The organism is Lacticaseibacillus chiayiensis (genome assembly GCF_004123795.1).
GTDB classification, from domain to species: domain Bacteria; phylum Bacillota; class Bacilli; order Lactobacillales; family Lactobacillaceae; genus Lacticaseibacillus; species Lacticaseibacillus chiayiensis.
The window spans coordinates 84,207-99,245 of the sequence record NZ_MSSM01000001.1; the positions used below are offsets into that span (position 1 = coordinate 84,207).

Here is a 15,039-nt window from a genome sequence, read left to right on the forward strand (position 1 = left end):
TCCAATTGAAACCAAGAACTTAAACGCAAACCAAGCTTAAGCACAAAAGAAAACGCTGTCAAATAAATTTACTTAAGACAAAATTGTTTACAAAACAGAAGAAGCAGGTTAAAATCTGTGCGTAAAATGAAAGCGTTATCAATTGGCTTTTTGGAGAATGGAGGAAAGATGATGACAATCGTCAATGTACGAGTGGATGGTCGGTTGATTCATGGGCAAGTGGCACGAATTTGGACGGGTGCTATCAATGCAACACGCATTATGGTACTCGGTGATAAAGTCGCAAGTGATGATTTGGAAAAAACCGCATTAAAGCTTGCAAGACCAAGTCAGGTGGCCCTGAGTATTCTGCCGCCGGATCGAGCAGGAGCAAACTTTCTTGCCGGTCGTTATAACAGTCAAAATGTTTTCATTGTCACGCGTGAGCCAGAAGCACTTCTTAACTTGGTGGAAGCAGGTGTTCCGATAAAGGAGGTCAACGTTGGCAATTTGTCGACTGGAGAAGACAGAACATCAATCTTTAAAAGTGTCGCCGTTTCAAATGACGAGGCTCAAATATTTAAAAAGTTAGCAGCACATGGTGTTCGAATTTACCATCAAATGGTTCCAAATGACCCTCAGGAAGACTTTATGGCAGCCTTAAAGAAGGAGGAGTCTTCATTATGAATCAATTGAGTATGGCTCAAATTATCCTACTGTCGTTATTTGCTTTTTTTCAAATTAATGAAATCATCACATTGGGTATCGGTTTTGGGAACCCGGTTAATGCTGGTTTAATTGCTGGTCTGATTGTTGGTGACATGAAACTTGGGCTGGCGGTCGGTGCAACATTGCAGTTAATGATCCTTGGTGTTGGCACTTTTGGTGGTGCTTCAATTCCGGATTATGCTACAGGAGCAATTATTGGTACTGCCATCGCGCATATTTCTGGTAAAGGGATTAATTATGGGATTGGTGTTGGTATTCCTGTTGGCTTGCTGATGGTGCAACTGGATATTTTGGCACGGTTTGCTAATACGTATTTTGCGCACCGAATTAATCGTGCAATCGGAAAGAATGACGACAAAGCAGTGGTAAGAAATTCGCTATATGGTGCAATACCTTGGGGGATTTCTCGAGCATTGCCGGTATTCTTAGTCTTGATTTTTGGCGAGTCCTTTGTCAAAAATGTTCTGAATTATTTGCCACAATGGCTGATGGGTGGGTTGAAAGCAGCTGGAACCATGCTGCCAGCAGTCGGTATTGCAATTTTAATGCATTATCTACCGATCAAGAAATTTGCAGCTTATATTATTTTTGGATTCATCGGCGCTGCCTATCTGAAGATACCGATGCTCGGTGTGGCTTTGGCCGGTGTTGGTTTCGCCATTCTTTACTATCAAAAACTAATGAATAGTAATGGTGAACAGCCTCATATTAAGGGAGACGGGTTAGATACGGAGAAAGCGAAGGAACTCGGTATTGGAGAGGAGATTACGGGCGATGAAGAATGAGACAACAGCTCGACCTGTACAAAAGCTGACCAAGAAAGATTTAAGAAGTGCAAATATTCGCTGGATTTTTACCTCATCCCTTAGTTGGAACTATGAAACGATGATGGCGCCGGGATATGTTGGTTCACAAATGCCTATTTTGCGTCGTTTATATGGTAATGATCCTGAGAAGATGAAGCGGATGATGGCGCTGCAAGCTGAGTTCTTCAATACAAGTCCGCATATGGGGTCCATTATTCAAGGAATTGACATTGCATTAGAGGAACAGCAAGGAACTGCGGCCGAAGATGCAATTCGTGGCGTGAAGACTGGTTTGATGGGACCCTTTGCTGCTGTGGGTGATACGTTATTGGGCACTGTTCAGTCAACCATTTTTGGGGCAATTGCTTCTTACATGGCGCTGAAAGGGAATCCGACCGGTTCCATTTTATGGATGGGCGCTCTGGCTGCCCTATATATCTGGGGATTTACTTGGATGCCGTTTGCTTATAAACGAGGTGTTGAACTCGTCACAACGATGAGTTCACGTTTAGCAGCTTTGACTGATGCCGCAACTCTCCTCGGCGTAACGGTTATTGGGGCGTTGATTCCAACTGTTATTAATATTAATGTCCCATTTGTATTCAAAGTCGGCAAAGTAACGATGAAGCTGCAGACCACGCTGAATCAGATCATGCCATCGCTAGTTCCAATTTTGTTAGTCGCATTTGTTTACTGGTTGCTGGATCGTAAGCATATGAATTCTACCCGTGCGACATGGTTCGTTTTGATTTTAGCGATAGTTCTCTATAATTTGAAAATTGTTGGCTAACTTAAAAAATGGCTCAACTTAAAAGGTTGGGTCATTTCTTTTAAAGAATAGGTGGTGTCACGATGGAAGTGATTTTGTTAAGCCATGGGCGATTTGCTGAGGAAATTCTAAAAAGTGCGGAAATGATTCTTGGCAACTTAGACAACTTTACTGCTTTAGGCCTTCAACCAAGCGAAGGACCAGACCAGTTGGCCGAACGAGTAAAAAAGTTAATTGATTCGAGTGGTGATCCAGATAAATTGATTATTGTTGATTTGTTGGGTGGAACACCGAGCAATGTTGCGATAAGCATGATGGCTCAGAATCCAGATCTGCGTGTGCTGAGCGGGTTAAATCTTCCGATGATTTTGGCCATTGTCAATCAAACGTTATTAGGACAAAAGCCATCAAATCAGGAAATCATTCAAGCTGGGCAACAAGGTGTTTTAGATGTTAGGGAAGCTGCAAACAATCTAAACGCTAATGAGGATGACGAAACATGAACGACACAAGGGTTATTCGTTAAAGAGGGAAGTTACTATGGTCAGTATTCGTAAAATTGCAGAAGAAGCAAACGTTTCACCTGGAACCGTTTCTAGAGTTCTTAATCATGACCCAACACTGTCTGTGACGGCGCAAACGCGGTACAAGATTGAGATGATTGCGAAACGACTGAATTATTCTAAGTTGGCGCGTAAGACACCACTGACCATTGCGTTGGTGACGACAATGGATTTAGACGAAGCTACATCAAACATCTACTATCAGCACGTCAAGCAAGGGATCCTAGGTGAATTAAAAAGAATCGGTGCCAGATTAGGCCCCACGGTGTATCTCAGTTCGGCGGTAACGCAACCAGCATTCGATAGTATTAAGTATGCGGACGGGGTTATTGTGATTGGCGGGTTAACGCGGAACGGCCTCGAACGTGTTCTTGAATTAAATGAACATGCAGTCGTCATTGACGACCGCTACGAATCGATTCAGGTTGATCGCGTTAACGCTGATTCCGCCAATGGCACAAAGCAGGCATTGGCGAAATTGGACGAGTGGGCAAAAGGCGATATCGTTTACGTCGGTGGCAAACGGTACGTCACTGATCTTGATGGCACTAAGACGAAGACTGAAGACGAAATTCGTTTAAAGACTTACCAAGCATGGATGCAAGTGCACACAGACAAAGATGGTAAAGCTATTCTTGTGGGTTGGGATTGCAATGCCGGATATGAAGCTGCAAAACGTTTAGCTGGATTGCCGAACCTTCCCAAGGGCATCTTGGCCGGTAACGATACGCTGGCAATGGGCATTATGCGCGGGCTTCATGAAGCAGGTTACCACGCGCCCGATGATTATCACATTATTGGGTTTGATGACATTCGGGAGTCACAGTACTTTATCCCGCGGCTGTCGTCAGTTCACATTCCTGAAGAAGAACTGGGTCGGACGGCTGTTCATAGTGTTCAGGCTCGACTAAACGAGTGGCGTTCTGCAACGTCAACAAATTTGTTGAGTGTCGAGTTGAAGCTACGAGAAAGCACAGGTGATGAACATTATGGTAGACAACGAGATGATGAGGAGGAAAAGATAAAATGAAGACTGTTATAACGCCGAAAATGTTGCCAGGCAGCCGCTCTAGCGAATTGCTTCAAAATCCGGACAGAGGGTTTCGACTTGAAGTATATTTAAATGTTGCAAGCAACAAGGGCATCTATGAGTATGCTGATTGGAATGCGATCGATGCACTTAAACATGAGGTTTCATTGTACAGAGAGGAACAACCAACCATTGCCCAAGTTTACTTTTATTTAACGGACTATCGCGATAGACCACTTGATCAAACAGCATTCCAGAATATGCAAGCTTACTTCGATGCCATCAATCAGCTGCATTTGAAAGCATTGCTTCGGTTTGCTTATGTTTGGGACGATGCCAATCCAACAAGGCAAGCGGCAACGCTATCGATGATGAAAACGCATCTTCAGCAGCTAGCGCCATTTCTGCAAAAGAATCGTGCGGCAATTTATGCTTTACAAGCCGGGATGATTGGTGCGTGGGGAGAGTGGGCGTTTCGTTCAAGGGAAAGGATTGACGAAACTGAGCTGCTCAAGAGCCTTTTGGTTAATACGCCAGATGATCTTAAAATTCAGGTGCGGTATCTAAATATTAAAAATCGCAACCTAAATGTTGATGATGCCGTTAGCCTAAGTCGAATTGGATTCCATGATGATTTTTTGATTGGTATACCGCATATTTGGAATACGGCTGGCAAAAATGAAAAATCAAGTGAGTATCAACAACTATTGCGTGATTCGAAACAGACATTAGTTGATGGCGAAATGAGCTGGTTCTGGGCAAACCCTATTTATCTGAAGACACCGTTCATTGACCCCGTGATGATGGTGAACCGTTTAGTGAAAGGCTCATTCACTACGTTTAGCTTGGCACATAATTATCAAGAGGGAGAAACCGGATCGTTTACTTCAACAACATGGAAAAACGAACTCAAACGCGCTGGTGTCTCAGAAGAAGAATTACCTTCTGGCGGATCGCTTGCTGAATGGAAGGACGTGCCAATCACACCACAAATTTTGCACGATCACCATTGGCCATTTCAGGAAAGCTGGTTCGTTGACGAAAAGCAAAAACCCATTCAGCGTAATTACTTTGAATATATCCGTGATTATTTAGGATATCGTATTTCAGTAAAAAGCATCGCCTATGGTCCCAAGACTGACATCGTTCAGGTCATTTTGCGCAACGACGGTTTTGCTGCACCGCTTGGACTTGATCGTATCAGTTTGATGGTAATTGGCCAATCTCATCAGACGCTGGGAGAAGCAAATATACCTAAAGCTTCTCTTGTCAGTGGCCAAGATGTGAGCTTTGTTGTGCCAATTCAAAGAGGACAGACACCCATTAGTCTTGGCATCTTACTTAGAGCTACAAACGGCGAAACAGCGAGGGTCGCCAATTTGGCTGAATTTGCAGATGGGATTAACTGGTTTGCATTTTCGTGAGGTGTATTGACATGAGAAAAACGATTAAGTTGGTGTCTCTGATCGGCTTGTTGTTGATTGGCATAGCCGGCTTTCGCGGTTCAAGCAATGCACAAGCGGCGACTAGCAAAGACATTGCTGTAAAAGCGCTGACTGCTGGCGAAGACCATCAGCTACTAAACAATCAAGATCGTGGTCTCAGACTGGAAGTGAATTTAGATGTTCATTCTGGTATGGGGCTTTGGGGAAACGCCAATAAAACTGGCATTGACCAACTCAGTCAAGCCGTTAGCAACTTTAGCACCGATCAACCCAAGTTGGCTCAAGTTTATTTTTATCTGACAGCTTACAAGGATAAGCCGTTAGATGAAAAGGCATTTTCTGAAATGAATGATTATTTCCAAGCGCTGGCGCAACATCATATCAAAGCAGTTTTGCGTTTCGCTTATATTTGGGATGATGCTAATCCAAAAGCGCAAGAGCCGACAACAACCACGGTTTTGCAACATTTACACCAGCTGGAGCCGTGGATTAAAGCTCACCGCGACCAAATTTCTGTTCTGCAAGCGGGCTTGATTGGCTCATGGGGCGAATGGGACGGCGGCGCGCGCAGAAGAATGGACGAAAAATCCATTTTACGAACCTTGCTTGCGGTCACGCCGAAAGATCTGCCGATTCAGGTGCGGTATTACAATATTAAGGCTAACGATGTCGCTAGGAGTTCGGCTGACTGGAATCGTGTTGGCTTTCATGACGACTATCTCATTGGAAACCTTCATGAATGGAATACAGCGGGGAATGACCCAAACTCCGCGGCTTGGAAGGCAATGGCAACTGAGTCCAAGACAGTGCCTGTAGATGGCGAAATGATTTGGGGTGTCGCTAATGCTAGCGATCATGGTGGGAAACTCATTTCGGCCAAATTAAGCGCACAGCGTTTAGCTCAGCATCATTTTACGTCCCTCAGTCTAGCGCACAATTACAAAGAAGACGGCCAACCATATTCGATGATGAGTTGGCAACACCAGTATATAAATCGTGCTATTTTGGATCGGTTGGGGTTACCTTATCAGCCATCTTGGTTCAAAAAGTCAGATGGCGAGAATGTAAATCGAACATGGTTTGATTACATTCGTGATTATTTAGGTTACCGAGTTGCCTTGACTAAGGCAAATGAAGCGACTGTTAATGGGCAAACCACGTATCAACTAACCTTAAAAAATTACGGATTTGCTGCCCCGATGCTAACCGCACAAGCCAAGTTTGTACTGCTTGATAAAGACAAAAAGATAGTTGCTGAAAAGTCCGTTGATAATTTCAAGGATCTTCAAACTGGCAGTGAAGAGACAACAAATTGGTCCGTAACGGAAACAAATCAGACGAAAGCCAAGTATCTTGCGTTCTTTTTCGCCGGTTATGACGGCACGGGAAATCGCTTGGCTAATGATATGACATTTTCAGAAGGTTACAATATCATTTCGACATTTTAAGAGGATAAGGTCATGAAAATCAAAACAGAAATGCAGCTTCTTGGCTTATTCGTCATTATCTTGAGTGGCTGCTATCTAGTTGTTAGTTCGCGGTCAATTGTGGTTAACGCAACGGCTAGTGAACTGGCGCCATCTAGCAATCTAACACCAAAAGTTTCCGCCAGTGGCGTGACAGGCGTTGAGGGTACAAGTGATAGCAACTGGTCACTGCTTGCAAATACCAGCAATACGCAAGATGTGAATTTTAGGAAAAGTGACAATGCTTATTTTCAGTATGATTACGAAGAACCCGTTGCAGTTGCCGGGATCCGGTTGACAGGATGGTGGCCGAATGGTCAGGGTATCAGTAACCTGACGTTTGCTTCGAAAAATGCAGATGGCACTTGGCATAAGAGCGATCCAATTGCGATTGCGTGGACCTCCCAAGGTGCTGGTCCTGAAACGCTCCAGATCGCTTTGAAGACAATCGTGAAAGCACAAAGTTATCGGATCTATATTAATTCGGCTAATCATACATGGGGAGATAAAATCACGATGCATCAACTTCAACCCATTGTTAAACAAAGTCAGAGTGCCGTAACGGCGCCAGAAGTTACGTTTGATGGTTTGGCAATCACCGCCGGAACTGCCGACAACCTGGTTAACAATCCCACGCATCATGACATCGATTTTGTGCCAAGCAACAGACAGAATAGTATCAGCTATCATTATGCGAGTTCAGTCTATGTAGATTCACTGAATTTGATCGGCTGGTTTCCGAAAGACCAAGGCGTGAAGACGCTCACTGTTCAGTATGAGGAAAATGGCACTTGGAAAGATGCCGGTAATGCCAATATTCAGGTGCCGTGGAAGACACCCGCTGGTCAGGCGAAAGAGGAACCTTTGAGTTTGGCTCTAAGAAATCCGATTATTGCCTCAAATTTTCGCATCGTGATTAATGACTATTTTGCAAGCTTTGGCAAAAAAATCTCAATGAGGCTCTTGGCTCCGAACCCAATCAGGGTTGGACTGGACATGCCTGCTGCTGATATTAATTCCGTTTATAGCGCCATTAAGAATTTCGGATTAATTGGTACAGCAGCAGGTGAATTTCAAGCACAAGCGGCGGCTGACTTTATGGCTAATAGCCAGGCAATTATTGGGAAATTAAGCGCCGCCACAGATGATCAACAACCGGCATTAAAAAAACAATTTACGGATGAGGTAGTAAAATTAGCCGCAACTCAACAGGATCATGAATCTGAGCTGTCCCTGCAAAATGCTGACTTAAGTGAACTCACACCGTTAAAGTGGCTCTCCGATCAGCAATTAGGCACGTTCATTGACCTTACTTCGTCACCATCTGGAGCAACGGTCAGCGTCATTCTGAGGTTGAAAAACAATCAAGCTGTTTCGGGTTTGACACTCAATGTGCCTGATCAAAAGTATGCGCCTAACCAACTTCGAATCTTTGCAAATGTGAACGGTAGCTGGCAGTCGATATATGATGATTCGTTGACATGGTCAGCTGATTGGTTTGATGACGACAGTGTTGCAGGGCAGAATGTGCCATTTTCCAGTACTGTTAACACGAATGAGCTTAGAATCGATTTGCCTGAGGGGAGATCTAAGATAAGTGAGTTGGCTATCCAGTAGTTCAGCTTGTTGAGGTTAATAGTTGCAGTTAGGACGATAGCGGTGTTAGTGCTGAACAAGCATAATAAGTTCTGGAAGGATAGAATGTGTTGTTTAAAAACTAGGGTAGTGGCGGTGGAATTAAGCAAGCACTTACTTAAAAGTAGGTGCTTTTCTTATGCCTTTTGCCAGTTGTCTCATCCATGTCCACAAACATCATGTCCAAACCTCTGGACATCAGTTTATGTGGATCAATCGAAGGCACCCGTATACTGTAACTGTAAGCGTTTGCAGTGGTGAGGAGGTGTTTAACAAGTGAATCATATTGGCGATCTCGATCAGGCACTGCTGGATTACTTGTCCCGGAATAGTGGATTTGTGAACGCAAGCGAGGTTGCAAGGGCGTTAGGAACATCGACGAAAACCATTTATCGCCACATTGATCAGATTAATGAACGATCTGACGAGCCGGTTATTCAGATGATTCGCGGAAAAGGGGCACGTCTTTTACCCAGTGCGTTGCCGGATCTAAAAGCGTCGAATGAAGCCGTTGATGGCACCAATCAGAGCAGCCTTGAGCGTAGAAACCAAATCTTAGAGCAGCTATTGTTTCGCGCGCCGCTAAAGATTTCGCTGACAGACTTATACGCTGACCAATATGTGAGCGATGCGACGATTGACAATGATCTGTTGTATCTTAAACGTCGCTTGCTTAAACAGAAACTGCACCTTGTCCGTGTCAACAACACGGTTCATCTCGAAGGCGAGGAGACGGACATTCGGGAGCAACTAAGCAGTGTTTTACAAAATATGTCTGCTATTACTAACGGCGGTAAGATCGAGGGCATTACGGATTATGATCAACAATTTATCACTACCCAGGTTCAGGTCATTGAACAGGCGACGGGTGGCAAGCTGGCCTATCCATACAATGTCAATATTTTGTCGCATTTGTATATTCTGATCCAACGTGTTCGTCGTCAAGGCAAGGCTGAGCAGCTCAAAATTGTCAACAGTGGTGAAGTTCGGAAGTTGATGTTGAAAAACCTGCACCTTTATCGATTGGCAGAAATCGTGATTAACAATACGGAAAAATATTTAGCTAAGAAGTTGCCACCTGAAGAGACGGATTATCTTTTCCAATATCTGATTTCGTCGCGAATCGATGACGGAGCACCGAATGTCAAGATGCTTTCATATAGCCAAAAAGTTCTCGATGTCTCGCAATTCTTAATTCGTTATGTCAATGAACATCTACCAGTTGCACACATTCAGCTAAAGGCATGGCGTGAGTTGGCTGGGCATGTCGCGCCGCTCATTAATCGGCTTGAAAATAATATCGCTGTCACAAACGGCCTGTTAGCGGATATTAAGCGTGAATATGCAAAGTTGTTTGAGGTGTTGACTGCTGGAACCCAAGCTGCCGCAAAAGAATTTCAATTGCCGGAAATCTCGGCCAATGAAGTCGGTTTTATTGTGATGTATTTCGCGCGTTTCTTGGAGCAACAGGATCACAAAATTCAAACACTCGTCATTTGTGCCAGTGGGATTGGTACTTCTGAGTTGTTACGCGTGAAGTTAGAGAAAACTTTTCGCGAATTGAAAATCGATCAGACGGCGACAGGATTGTTGTCAGACATTGATCTTAATTCGTTGAAAAACACGGACTTGATCGTCTCAACGATTGATCTCAAGGGTTCCCAGTATGACAAGCTGGCAATTCCAAAAGTGTTAGTTAGCGCTGTGTTGTCGAACTTGGATAAGGAGAAAATTCGTCATGCCATTAAAGAAATCAAGTGATGTGCCGTTAGTTAGGTTGAAAGCGCCAGTGAATCAGAAGCACCTTTTTGAACTGATTGCCGAAGTCTTGCATCCCGAGACACTTGATCTGACACCCGCTTTGGTCGAAAAGCTTGTGACTGAACGCGAACGTGAAGGCGAGACATATATCGGTTATGGGACGATCATTTTGCACTTGATTTCGGAAAAAGTTATGCAAACCACGGTGCTCTTGGTCAAAACTGATTCGCTGCTGAACTGGCACTCAGACTACTCTGGCGAAGTGCATCAGATAAACAAACTTGTTGTATTAGCTATCTCACCACATGACCAGAACGGTGAGCGTTTTCGCCCTGTTATGCAAAAACTGGCTGATGCAGATTCAATTAATCAATTGTTTGAAATGGAGTGAACGTTATGGAGAAGACACGTATCAATCATTTCTTCTCGGATCAGGTAATTGACTTTAATCAGTCTTTCCCTGATCGAAATGCAGTATTGCAGTCGGTTGCAAATCGTTTAACTGATGTCGGCGCAGTCAAGCCGACTTTTGGAGATGCCATTATCGCTCGAGAGAAAACATATCCAACAGGGTTGAAGCTTAATGATGGTGTGGGAGTAGCTATCCCGCATACTGACGCTGATCAAGTATTGCATGATCAAATCGGTTTTGTCGCATTGAAAAAGCCGGTTACATTCCGGCAAATGGCAAGTGCAACTGAGGTGGTAGAGGTCAGTTATCTGTTTGTCTTAGCATTAAAAACTGCCCATCAGCAACTGGATATGCTTCAAAAGTTAATGGGCCTATTTTCGGACGACAACGCCATGGCAGCATTTCAACGAATCACAACAGTTGCGTCATTCGTTGATTTTATGACTGAACGTGGTATCGAGTAACAGCTGGTATTGAAACCAAAGGAGGAGAGCTCAAATGCAAGTGATTCAATGGATCGTCAACCTAGGCGCAAGTGTTTTCTTGCCGATATTGCTTTTTCTTTTCGGATTAGCGCTGCGAATTAAACCAGGCAAGGCATTTAAGTCTGCGTTAACGATCGGTATTGGTTTTATCGGGTTAAATCTTGTGATTAACCTGCTGACAACAAGCCTAGGACCGGCGACAAAAGCGATGATCAGTAACTATGGCCTGCATCTTAGCAGCATTGATGTTGGTTGGCCAGCTGCTTCAGCAATTGCGTATGGTACGGCATTAGGTGCCATGGCGATTCCGGTGGGCGTAGGCACGAATATCATCTTACTGATTTTGGGCCTAACCAAAACGCTGGACGTCGACATTTGGAATTATTGGCATGTGGCATTTGCCGGTTCAATTCTGTACACGCTGACAGGCAATATGTGGTTGGGACTGGCTACGATGGTTGTGGTGACCATGTTTACCTATTTCTTTGCCGATCTGAGTGCGCCGACTGTTGCCAAGTATTACGGTCTGGAGGGCATTTCGTTTCCACACGGCTTATCTGCGCCAGGTTACGTCTTCGCGCTTCCTTTTAACTGGTTGTTTGATCGCATCCCTGGTATCAACAAAATTCATCTCGATGCCGAGACCATTCAAAAACGTCTAGGTGTATTCGGCGATACCACAGTTATTGGCGCTGTGATTGGATTGGTTATCGGCTTACTGGCGCAACAACCGATTAACAAAGTGTTGAACTTAGCTGTCAGCATGGCCGCGGTCATGATGCTCATGCCTCGGATGGTTTCACTACTGATGGAAGGTTTAACCCCGATTTCGGAAGGCGCCAATGACATGATCAAAAAACACTTTCCAGGTCGAAAACTATATATCGGTATGGATAGTGCACTGGCGATCGGCCAAGGCTCCGTATTATCTGCAGCATTGCTATTGGTACCGATCACGCTATTGCTTGCAGTTGTGCTACCAGGCAACAAAGTATTACCTTTTGGCGATTTAGCAACCATTCCGTTCTTCATTGCGTTGTTTGCAGCTGTTTTCAAGGGCGACATTTTCAGAACTGTCATTGCCGGCACCGTTGATATTGCTATTAGTCTCTATGTTGCCAGTTGGGCTGCACCACTAATCACCAAGCTAGCAAAAGCGGCAAGTTTCAACATGGGCGGCAACAATTCGATATCTGCATTGAGTGACGGCGGTTTGTGGACCAACTTTATTTACCTGATGATGGGTGAAAAGTTTCAGTGGATCGGCATTGCGGTTTTGTTCCTAGTTGCCTTGGGATTGCTATTCTGGCTTAACAAGATTCGCGATAAAAGTGAAAAAGTAACGGCATAAAGTTTAAAAAGGAGAGAACAAACATGACCAAAAAATTATTAGTTATCTGCGGAACTGGTGTGGCAACTTCAACGGTTGTAATGGGTAAGTTAAAGACGTGGCTTGAGCAACAAGGACTCAGCAAGAATGTCAAGTTGTACCAGAGCAAGGTTGCTGAAGAAGTCAATCACATTGATGATTACGATATTGTTGTTTCGACGACATTGGTGCCAGATTCGATTAAAGAAAAGGTTATTGATGGCGTACCGCTGTTAACAGGTGTAGGTGCAGACAAAGTTTACGCAGAAATCAAACAGGATATTGAAGACGGGGAGGCTGCTAAATAATGCTCATTTCTTCGAAAGATTTGTTGCTGACGGCACGCGCAGGAGGGTTCGCGATTCCGCACTTCAACTTTTGGGATGAGATATCAGCTCGAACACATGTTGCAGCGGCAGAGCAGAAGCATGTACCGATTTTACTTGCTTGGGCACAAAAACACGAAGCTGACATCAGTATTGATGAAGCCTTGAATTTAGGTAAATTTTACGGTGCCCAAGCGAAAGTACCGATTGTGCTGCATCTAGATCATGGTTTTTCGCCTGATTTAGTGAAATATGGTGTGAATCATGGTTTTACGTCCGTGATGATTGACGCCTCGGCTGAGAAATTCGATAAAAATGTTGCAATGACCAAAGACGTGGTCGATTATGCACATCAACGCGGCGTGGTTGTGGAAGCCGAGATCGGGCATGTTGGAACTGGCTTGAGTGAGGATGATGCCAACCAATATACCGAAGTCGAGGCGGCAGTTGAGTTTGTTAAACGGACTCAAGTTGATTCGTTGGCGGTTTCAATCGGGACTTCCCATGGCGTTTACAAGAGTGCAAAAACGCCACATTTGAATTTTGAACGCCTCAGTGAGTTGCGAAAAGCGGTTCCGATTCCCTTAGTTTTACATGGCGGGTCATCTTCAGGTGACGACAATCTTAACAAAGCAGCAAGGTTAGGTATTACTAAAGTCAATATTTATACTGATTTGGCCAATGCTGCGCTTCATGAGGCACAGGCGCAAAAATATGCAAGTGTTCTTAAAATGATTGAAGCTGAACAAGACGCCATTAAATCACTGGATGAACATTACATTGATGTTTTCGATACCGTCAAATTGAATCAGGTCGAAACAGCAACAGCACTTGGCGCTCTATAGTGGTCATTTTCAGGAAGGGATGATGTTGGTATGGCAAAGATCAAGAAACCATTTTTCATTGTGAACCCTAAGTCTTATCTTTACGGGGATGATGTCGTCAAACTCGCGAAAATTGCGGACAAAGTTGCGAGCCAGTATCACTTAGACTGTTTGTTTACCGGTCAATTAATTGACCTGCCGCGCATCAAGGCTGCGACAACGCATCTGACCATCACGGCACAGCACATGGATCCCTTACATCCGGGACGGGGCATGGGTCATGTTTTACCAGAAGCCTTAAAAGCAGCAGGTGTTGAAGCGGTTGTATTGAATCATGCAGAAAAACCGCTTGGCATCGGCGTTTTGGATCAAACGATTACGCGTGCCAAGGCAGTGGGCCTCATGACGATTGTATGTTCTGACACGCCATCCGAGAGCAAGGCAATCGCGACCTTGCATCCGACCATGATGATTTGCGAGCCAACCAGTCTGATCGGTACCGGCAGCATCAGTAATGGGGATTATATCAAGTCAACTAACGAAGCGGTGCGTCGTGTTGACCCCGACATTTTAATCATGCAAGCAGCTGGTGTTAGCACCGGTGAGGATGTGAAGAAAGTTCTGCAATTAGGAGCAGATGGTACCGGTGGGACAAGTGGCATCATTGAGGCGCCAGACTGGCAGGCAAAGTTGGAAGAAATGATGGGCGCTATGGCAGCTTATAAGGAGGCACAATTAGCATGACCGTTAAAAGTGAAGTGCTAGACTTAACATCAAATGGACACAGAGTTACTTTTCACAATGTAACTGATCAAGTCAAACAATTCGTTAAAGATAGTGGTGTTCAGAACGGTATCTGTGTCGTTCAATCACCACACACAACTTGTTCGGTAATCTTTGAAGAATTCACCCACGACCGAGACTTTAATGGCGATGAATATTTGCTGGTTGATATGAGTCGTCTGTTAGACAAACTTGTTCCGCGTGAACTGACAGAAAATACAAACTATAAGTATCCTGGTCCGAAACACATTGATTTCCTGCACAGCATTCAAGACAATCCCGCATATAAGGGCAATGATGGCACGGTGCTAAATGGCGATGCCCATATTCGAGCGTCAATGTTTGGTGCCAGTGAAACCTTTGTCATCCGCGATGGTGTGCTTCAAACGGGTACGGTTGGTTACATCTACTTTGTCGACTGGGATCAAAATCGCGTCCGGACTCGGCACTGCAATGTGTTAGTGGAAGGTGAAGCGTAAGTGGTGATCTTGTTCAAGTGCTGAAACAATGATCTCATGGCAGAAAATCTGCGCGGGCACGACTGTTTCAGCAGTTGAAACCTGGTAAAAGAGAATTCATGGAATTTTGAACGTCCGGGTTATGGCCACGGGCGTTTTGCTTTAAAATATGTGGATCGTAGGACACTCACAGCTCCTG

The 15,039-nt window shown here is 44.5% G+C and carries 16 protein-coding genes; all 16 read left to right on the forward strand.

Going from position 1 to position 15,039, the window contains the following annotated elements; genetic code table 11:
* Positions 1 to 171 precede the first annotated feature (171 nt).
* The gene (locus BVJ53_RS00400) at positions 172 to 666 is read left to right on the forward strand and encodes a PTS system mannose/fructose/N-acetylgalactosamine-transporter subunit IIB (protein ID WP_129300750.1); all 495 of its coding nucleotides are present in this window, start codon (positions 172 to 174) and stop codon (positions 664 to 666) included.
* Positions 663 to 1,493 (forward strand): PTS mannose/fructose/sorbose/N-acetylgalactosamine transporter subunit IIC, encoded by an 831-nt coding sequence (locus tag BVJ53_RS00405; RefSeq protein ID WP_129300651.1) that lies wholly within the window; start codon positions 663 to 665, stop codon positions 1,491 to 1,493. The genes BVJ53_RS00400 and BVJ53_RS00405 overlap by 4 nt, the downstream gene beginning before the upstream one ends.
* A complete protein-coding gene (locus BVJ53_RS00410; RefSeq protein ID WP_129300652.1) occupies positions 1,483 to 2,304 on the forward strand; it encodes a PTS system mannose/fructose/sorbose family transporter subunit IID in 822 nt (273 codons plus the stop codon). Before BVJ53_RS00405 ends, BVJ53_RS00410 begins: the two co-directional genes overlap by 11 nt.
* A gap of 62 nt (positions 2,305 to 2,366) precedes the next feature.
* Entirely contained in the window at positions 2,367 to 2,786 is a 420-nt protein-coding gene (locus tag BVJ53_RS00415; RefSeq protein WP_129300653.1) for a PTS sugar transporter subunit IIA, read from the forward strand.
* 37 nt (positions 2,787 to 2,823) lie between these two features.
* Positions 2,824 to 3,876 (forward strand): LacI family DNA-binding transcriptional regulator, encoded by a 1,053-nt coding sequence (locus tag BVJ53_RS00420; RefSeq protein ID WP_158280548.1) that lies wholly within the window; start codon positions 2,824 to 2,826, stop codon positions 3,874 to 3,876.
* A 47-nt stretch (positions 3,877 to 3,923) separates the two neighbouring features.
* On the forward strand, positions 3,924 to 5,300 hold the full coding sequence (locus tag BVJ53_RS00425) for a DUF4874 domain-containing protein (protein WP_158280549.1): 1,377 nt from the start codon (positions 3,924 to 3,926) through the stop codon (positions 5,298 to 5,300).
* Between the two features lie 11 nt (positions 5,301 to 5,311).
* Positions 5,312 to 6,769: a DUF4874 domain-containing protein gene (locus BVJ53_RS00430; RefSeq protein ID WP_129300656.1), complete on the forward strand. Its 1,458-nt coding sequence runs from the start codon at positions 5,312 to 5,314 to the stop codon at positions 6,767 to 6,769.
* 12 nt (positions 6,770 to 6,781) lie between these two features.
* Positions 6,782 to 8,404, forward strand: a complete 1,623-nt coding sequence (locus BVJ53_RS00435) for a hypothetical protein (RefSeq protein WP_129300657.1) — start codon at positions 6,782 to 6,784, stop codon at positions 8,402 to 8,404.
* A 294-nt stretch (positions 8,405 to 8,698) separates the two neighbouring features.
* Positions 8,699 to 10,183 carry a BglG family transcription antiterminator gene (locus tag BVJ53_RS00440; protein WP_129300658.1) on the forward strand — a complete coding sequence of 495 codons (1,485 nt, stop codon included), beginning with the start codon at positions 8,699 to 8,701 and terminating at the stop codon, positions 10,181 to 10,183.
* Positions 10,161 to 10,574 (forward strand): PTS sugar transporter subunit IIA, encoded by a 414-nt coding sequence (locus BVJ53_RS00445; RefSeq protein ID WP_129300659.1) that lies wholly within the window; start codon positions 10,161 to 10,163, stop codon positions 10,572 to 10,574. The genes BVJ53_RS00440 and BVJ53_RS00445 overlap by 23 nt, the downstream gene beginning before the upstream one ends.
* 5 nt (positions 10,575 to 10,579) lie before the next feature.
* Entirely contained in the window at positions 10,580 to 11,059 is a 480-nt protein-coding gene (locus BVJ53_RS00450; protein ID WP_129300660.1) for a PTS sugar transporter subunit IIA, read from the forward strand.
* Between the two features lie 34 nt (positions 11,060 to 11,093).
* Positions 11,094 to 12,431, forward strand: coding sequence for a PTS galactitol transporter subunit IIC (locus tag BVJ53_RS00455; protein ID WP_129300661.1), 1,338 nt, complete (start codon positions 11,094 to 11,096; stop codon positions 12,429 to 12,431).
* Between the two features lie 23 nt (positions 12,432 to 12,454).
* Positions 12,455 to 12,757, forward strand: coding sequence for a PTS sugar transporter subunit IIB (locus BVJ53_RS00460; RefSeq protein WP_129300662.1), 303 nt, complete (start codon positions 12,455 to 12,457; stop codon positions 12,755 to 12,757).
* Positions 12,757 to 13,620: a class II fructose-bisphosphate aldolase gene (locus tag BVJ53_RS00465; protein ID WP_129300663.1), complete on the forward strand. Its 864-nt coding sequence runs from the start codon at positions 12,757 to 12,759 to the stop codon at positions 13,618 to 13,620. Before BVJ53_RS00460 ends, BVJ53_RS00465 begins: the two co-directional genes overlap by 1 nt.
* A gap of 30 nt (positions 13,621 to 13,650) precedes the next feature.
* Entirely contained in the window at positions 13,651 to 14,343 is a 693-nt protein-coding gene (locus tag BVJ53_RS00470) for a triose-phosphate isomerase (RefSeq protein WP_129300664.1), read from the forward strand.
* A complete protein-coding gene (locus BVJ53_RS00475) occupies positions 14,340 to 14,861 on the forward strand; it encodes a YjbQ family protein (protein ID WP_129300665.1) in 522 nt (173 codons plus the stop codon). The genes BVJ53_RS00470 and BVJ53_RS00475 overlap by 4 nt, the downstream gene beginning before the upstream one ends.
* Positions 14,862 to 15,039: the final 178 nt, after the last annotated feature.

Bases quoted from the DNA above. Each gene is read 5' to 3' on its own strand.
- BVJ53_RS00400 (WP_129300750.1), top strand. From the start codon at position 172: ATGACAATCGTCAATGTACGAGTGGATGGTCGGTTGATTCATGGGCAA.
- BVJ53_RS00405 (WP_129300651.1), top strand. From the start codon at position 663: ATGAATCAATTGAGTATGGCTCAAATTATCCTACTGTCGTTATTTGCT.
- BVJ53_RS00410 (WP_129300652.1), top strand. From the start codon at position 1,483: ATGAAGAATGAGACAACAGCTCGACCTGTACAAAAGCTGACCAAGAAA.
- BVJ53_RS00415 (WP_129300653.1), top strand. From the start codon at position 2,367: ATGGAAGTGATTTTGTTAAGCCATGGGCGATTTGCTGAGGAAATTCTA.
- BVJ53_RS00420 (WP_158280548.1), top strand. From the start codon at position 2,824: ATGGTCAGTATTCGTAAAATTGCAGAAGAAGCAAACGTTTCACCTGGA.
- BVJ53_RS00430 (WP_129300656.1), top strand. From the start codon at position 5,312: ATGAGAAAAACGATTAAGTTGGTGTCTCTGATCGGCTTGTTGTTGATT.
- BVJ53_RS00435 (WP_129300657.1), top strand. From the start codon at position 6,782: ATGAAAATCAAAACAGAAATGCAGCTTCTTGGCTTATTCGTCATTATC.
- BVJ53_RS00445 (WP_129300659.1), top strand. From the start codon at position 10,161: ATGCCATTAAAGAAATCAAGTGATGTGCCGTTAGTTAGGTTGAAAGCG.
- BVJ53_RS00450 (WP_129300660.1), top strand. From the start codon at position 10,580: ATGGAGAAGACACGTATCAATCATTTCTTCTCGGATCAGGTAATTGAC.
- BVJ53_RS00455 (WP_129300661.1), top strand. From the start codon at position 11,094: ATGCAAGTGATTCAATGGATCGTCAACCTAGGCGCAAGTGTTTTCTTG.
- BVJ53_RS00460 (WP_129300662.1), top strand. From the start codon at position 12,455: ATGACCAAAAAATTATTAGTTATCTGCGGAACTGGTGTGGCAACTTCA.
- BVJ53_RS00465 (WP_129300663.1), top strand. From the start codon at position 12,757: ATGCTCATTTCTTCGAAAGATTTGTTGCTGACGGCACGCGCAGGAGGG.
- BVJ53_RS00470 (WP_129300664.1), top strand. From the start codon at position 13,651: ATGGCAAAGATCAAGAAACCATTTTTCATTGTGAACCCTAAGTCTTAT.
- BVJ53_RS00475 (WP_129300665.1), top strand. From the start codon at position 14,340: ATGACCGTTAAAAGTGAAGTGCTAGACTTAACATCAAATGGACACAGA.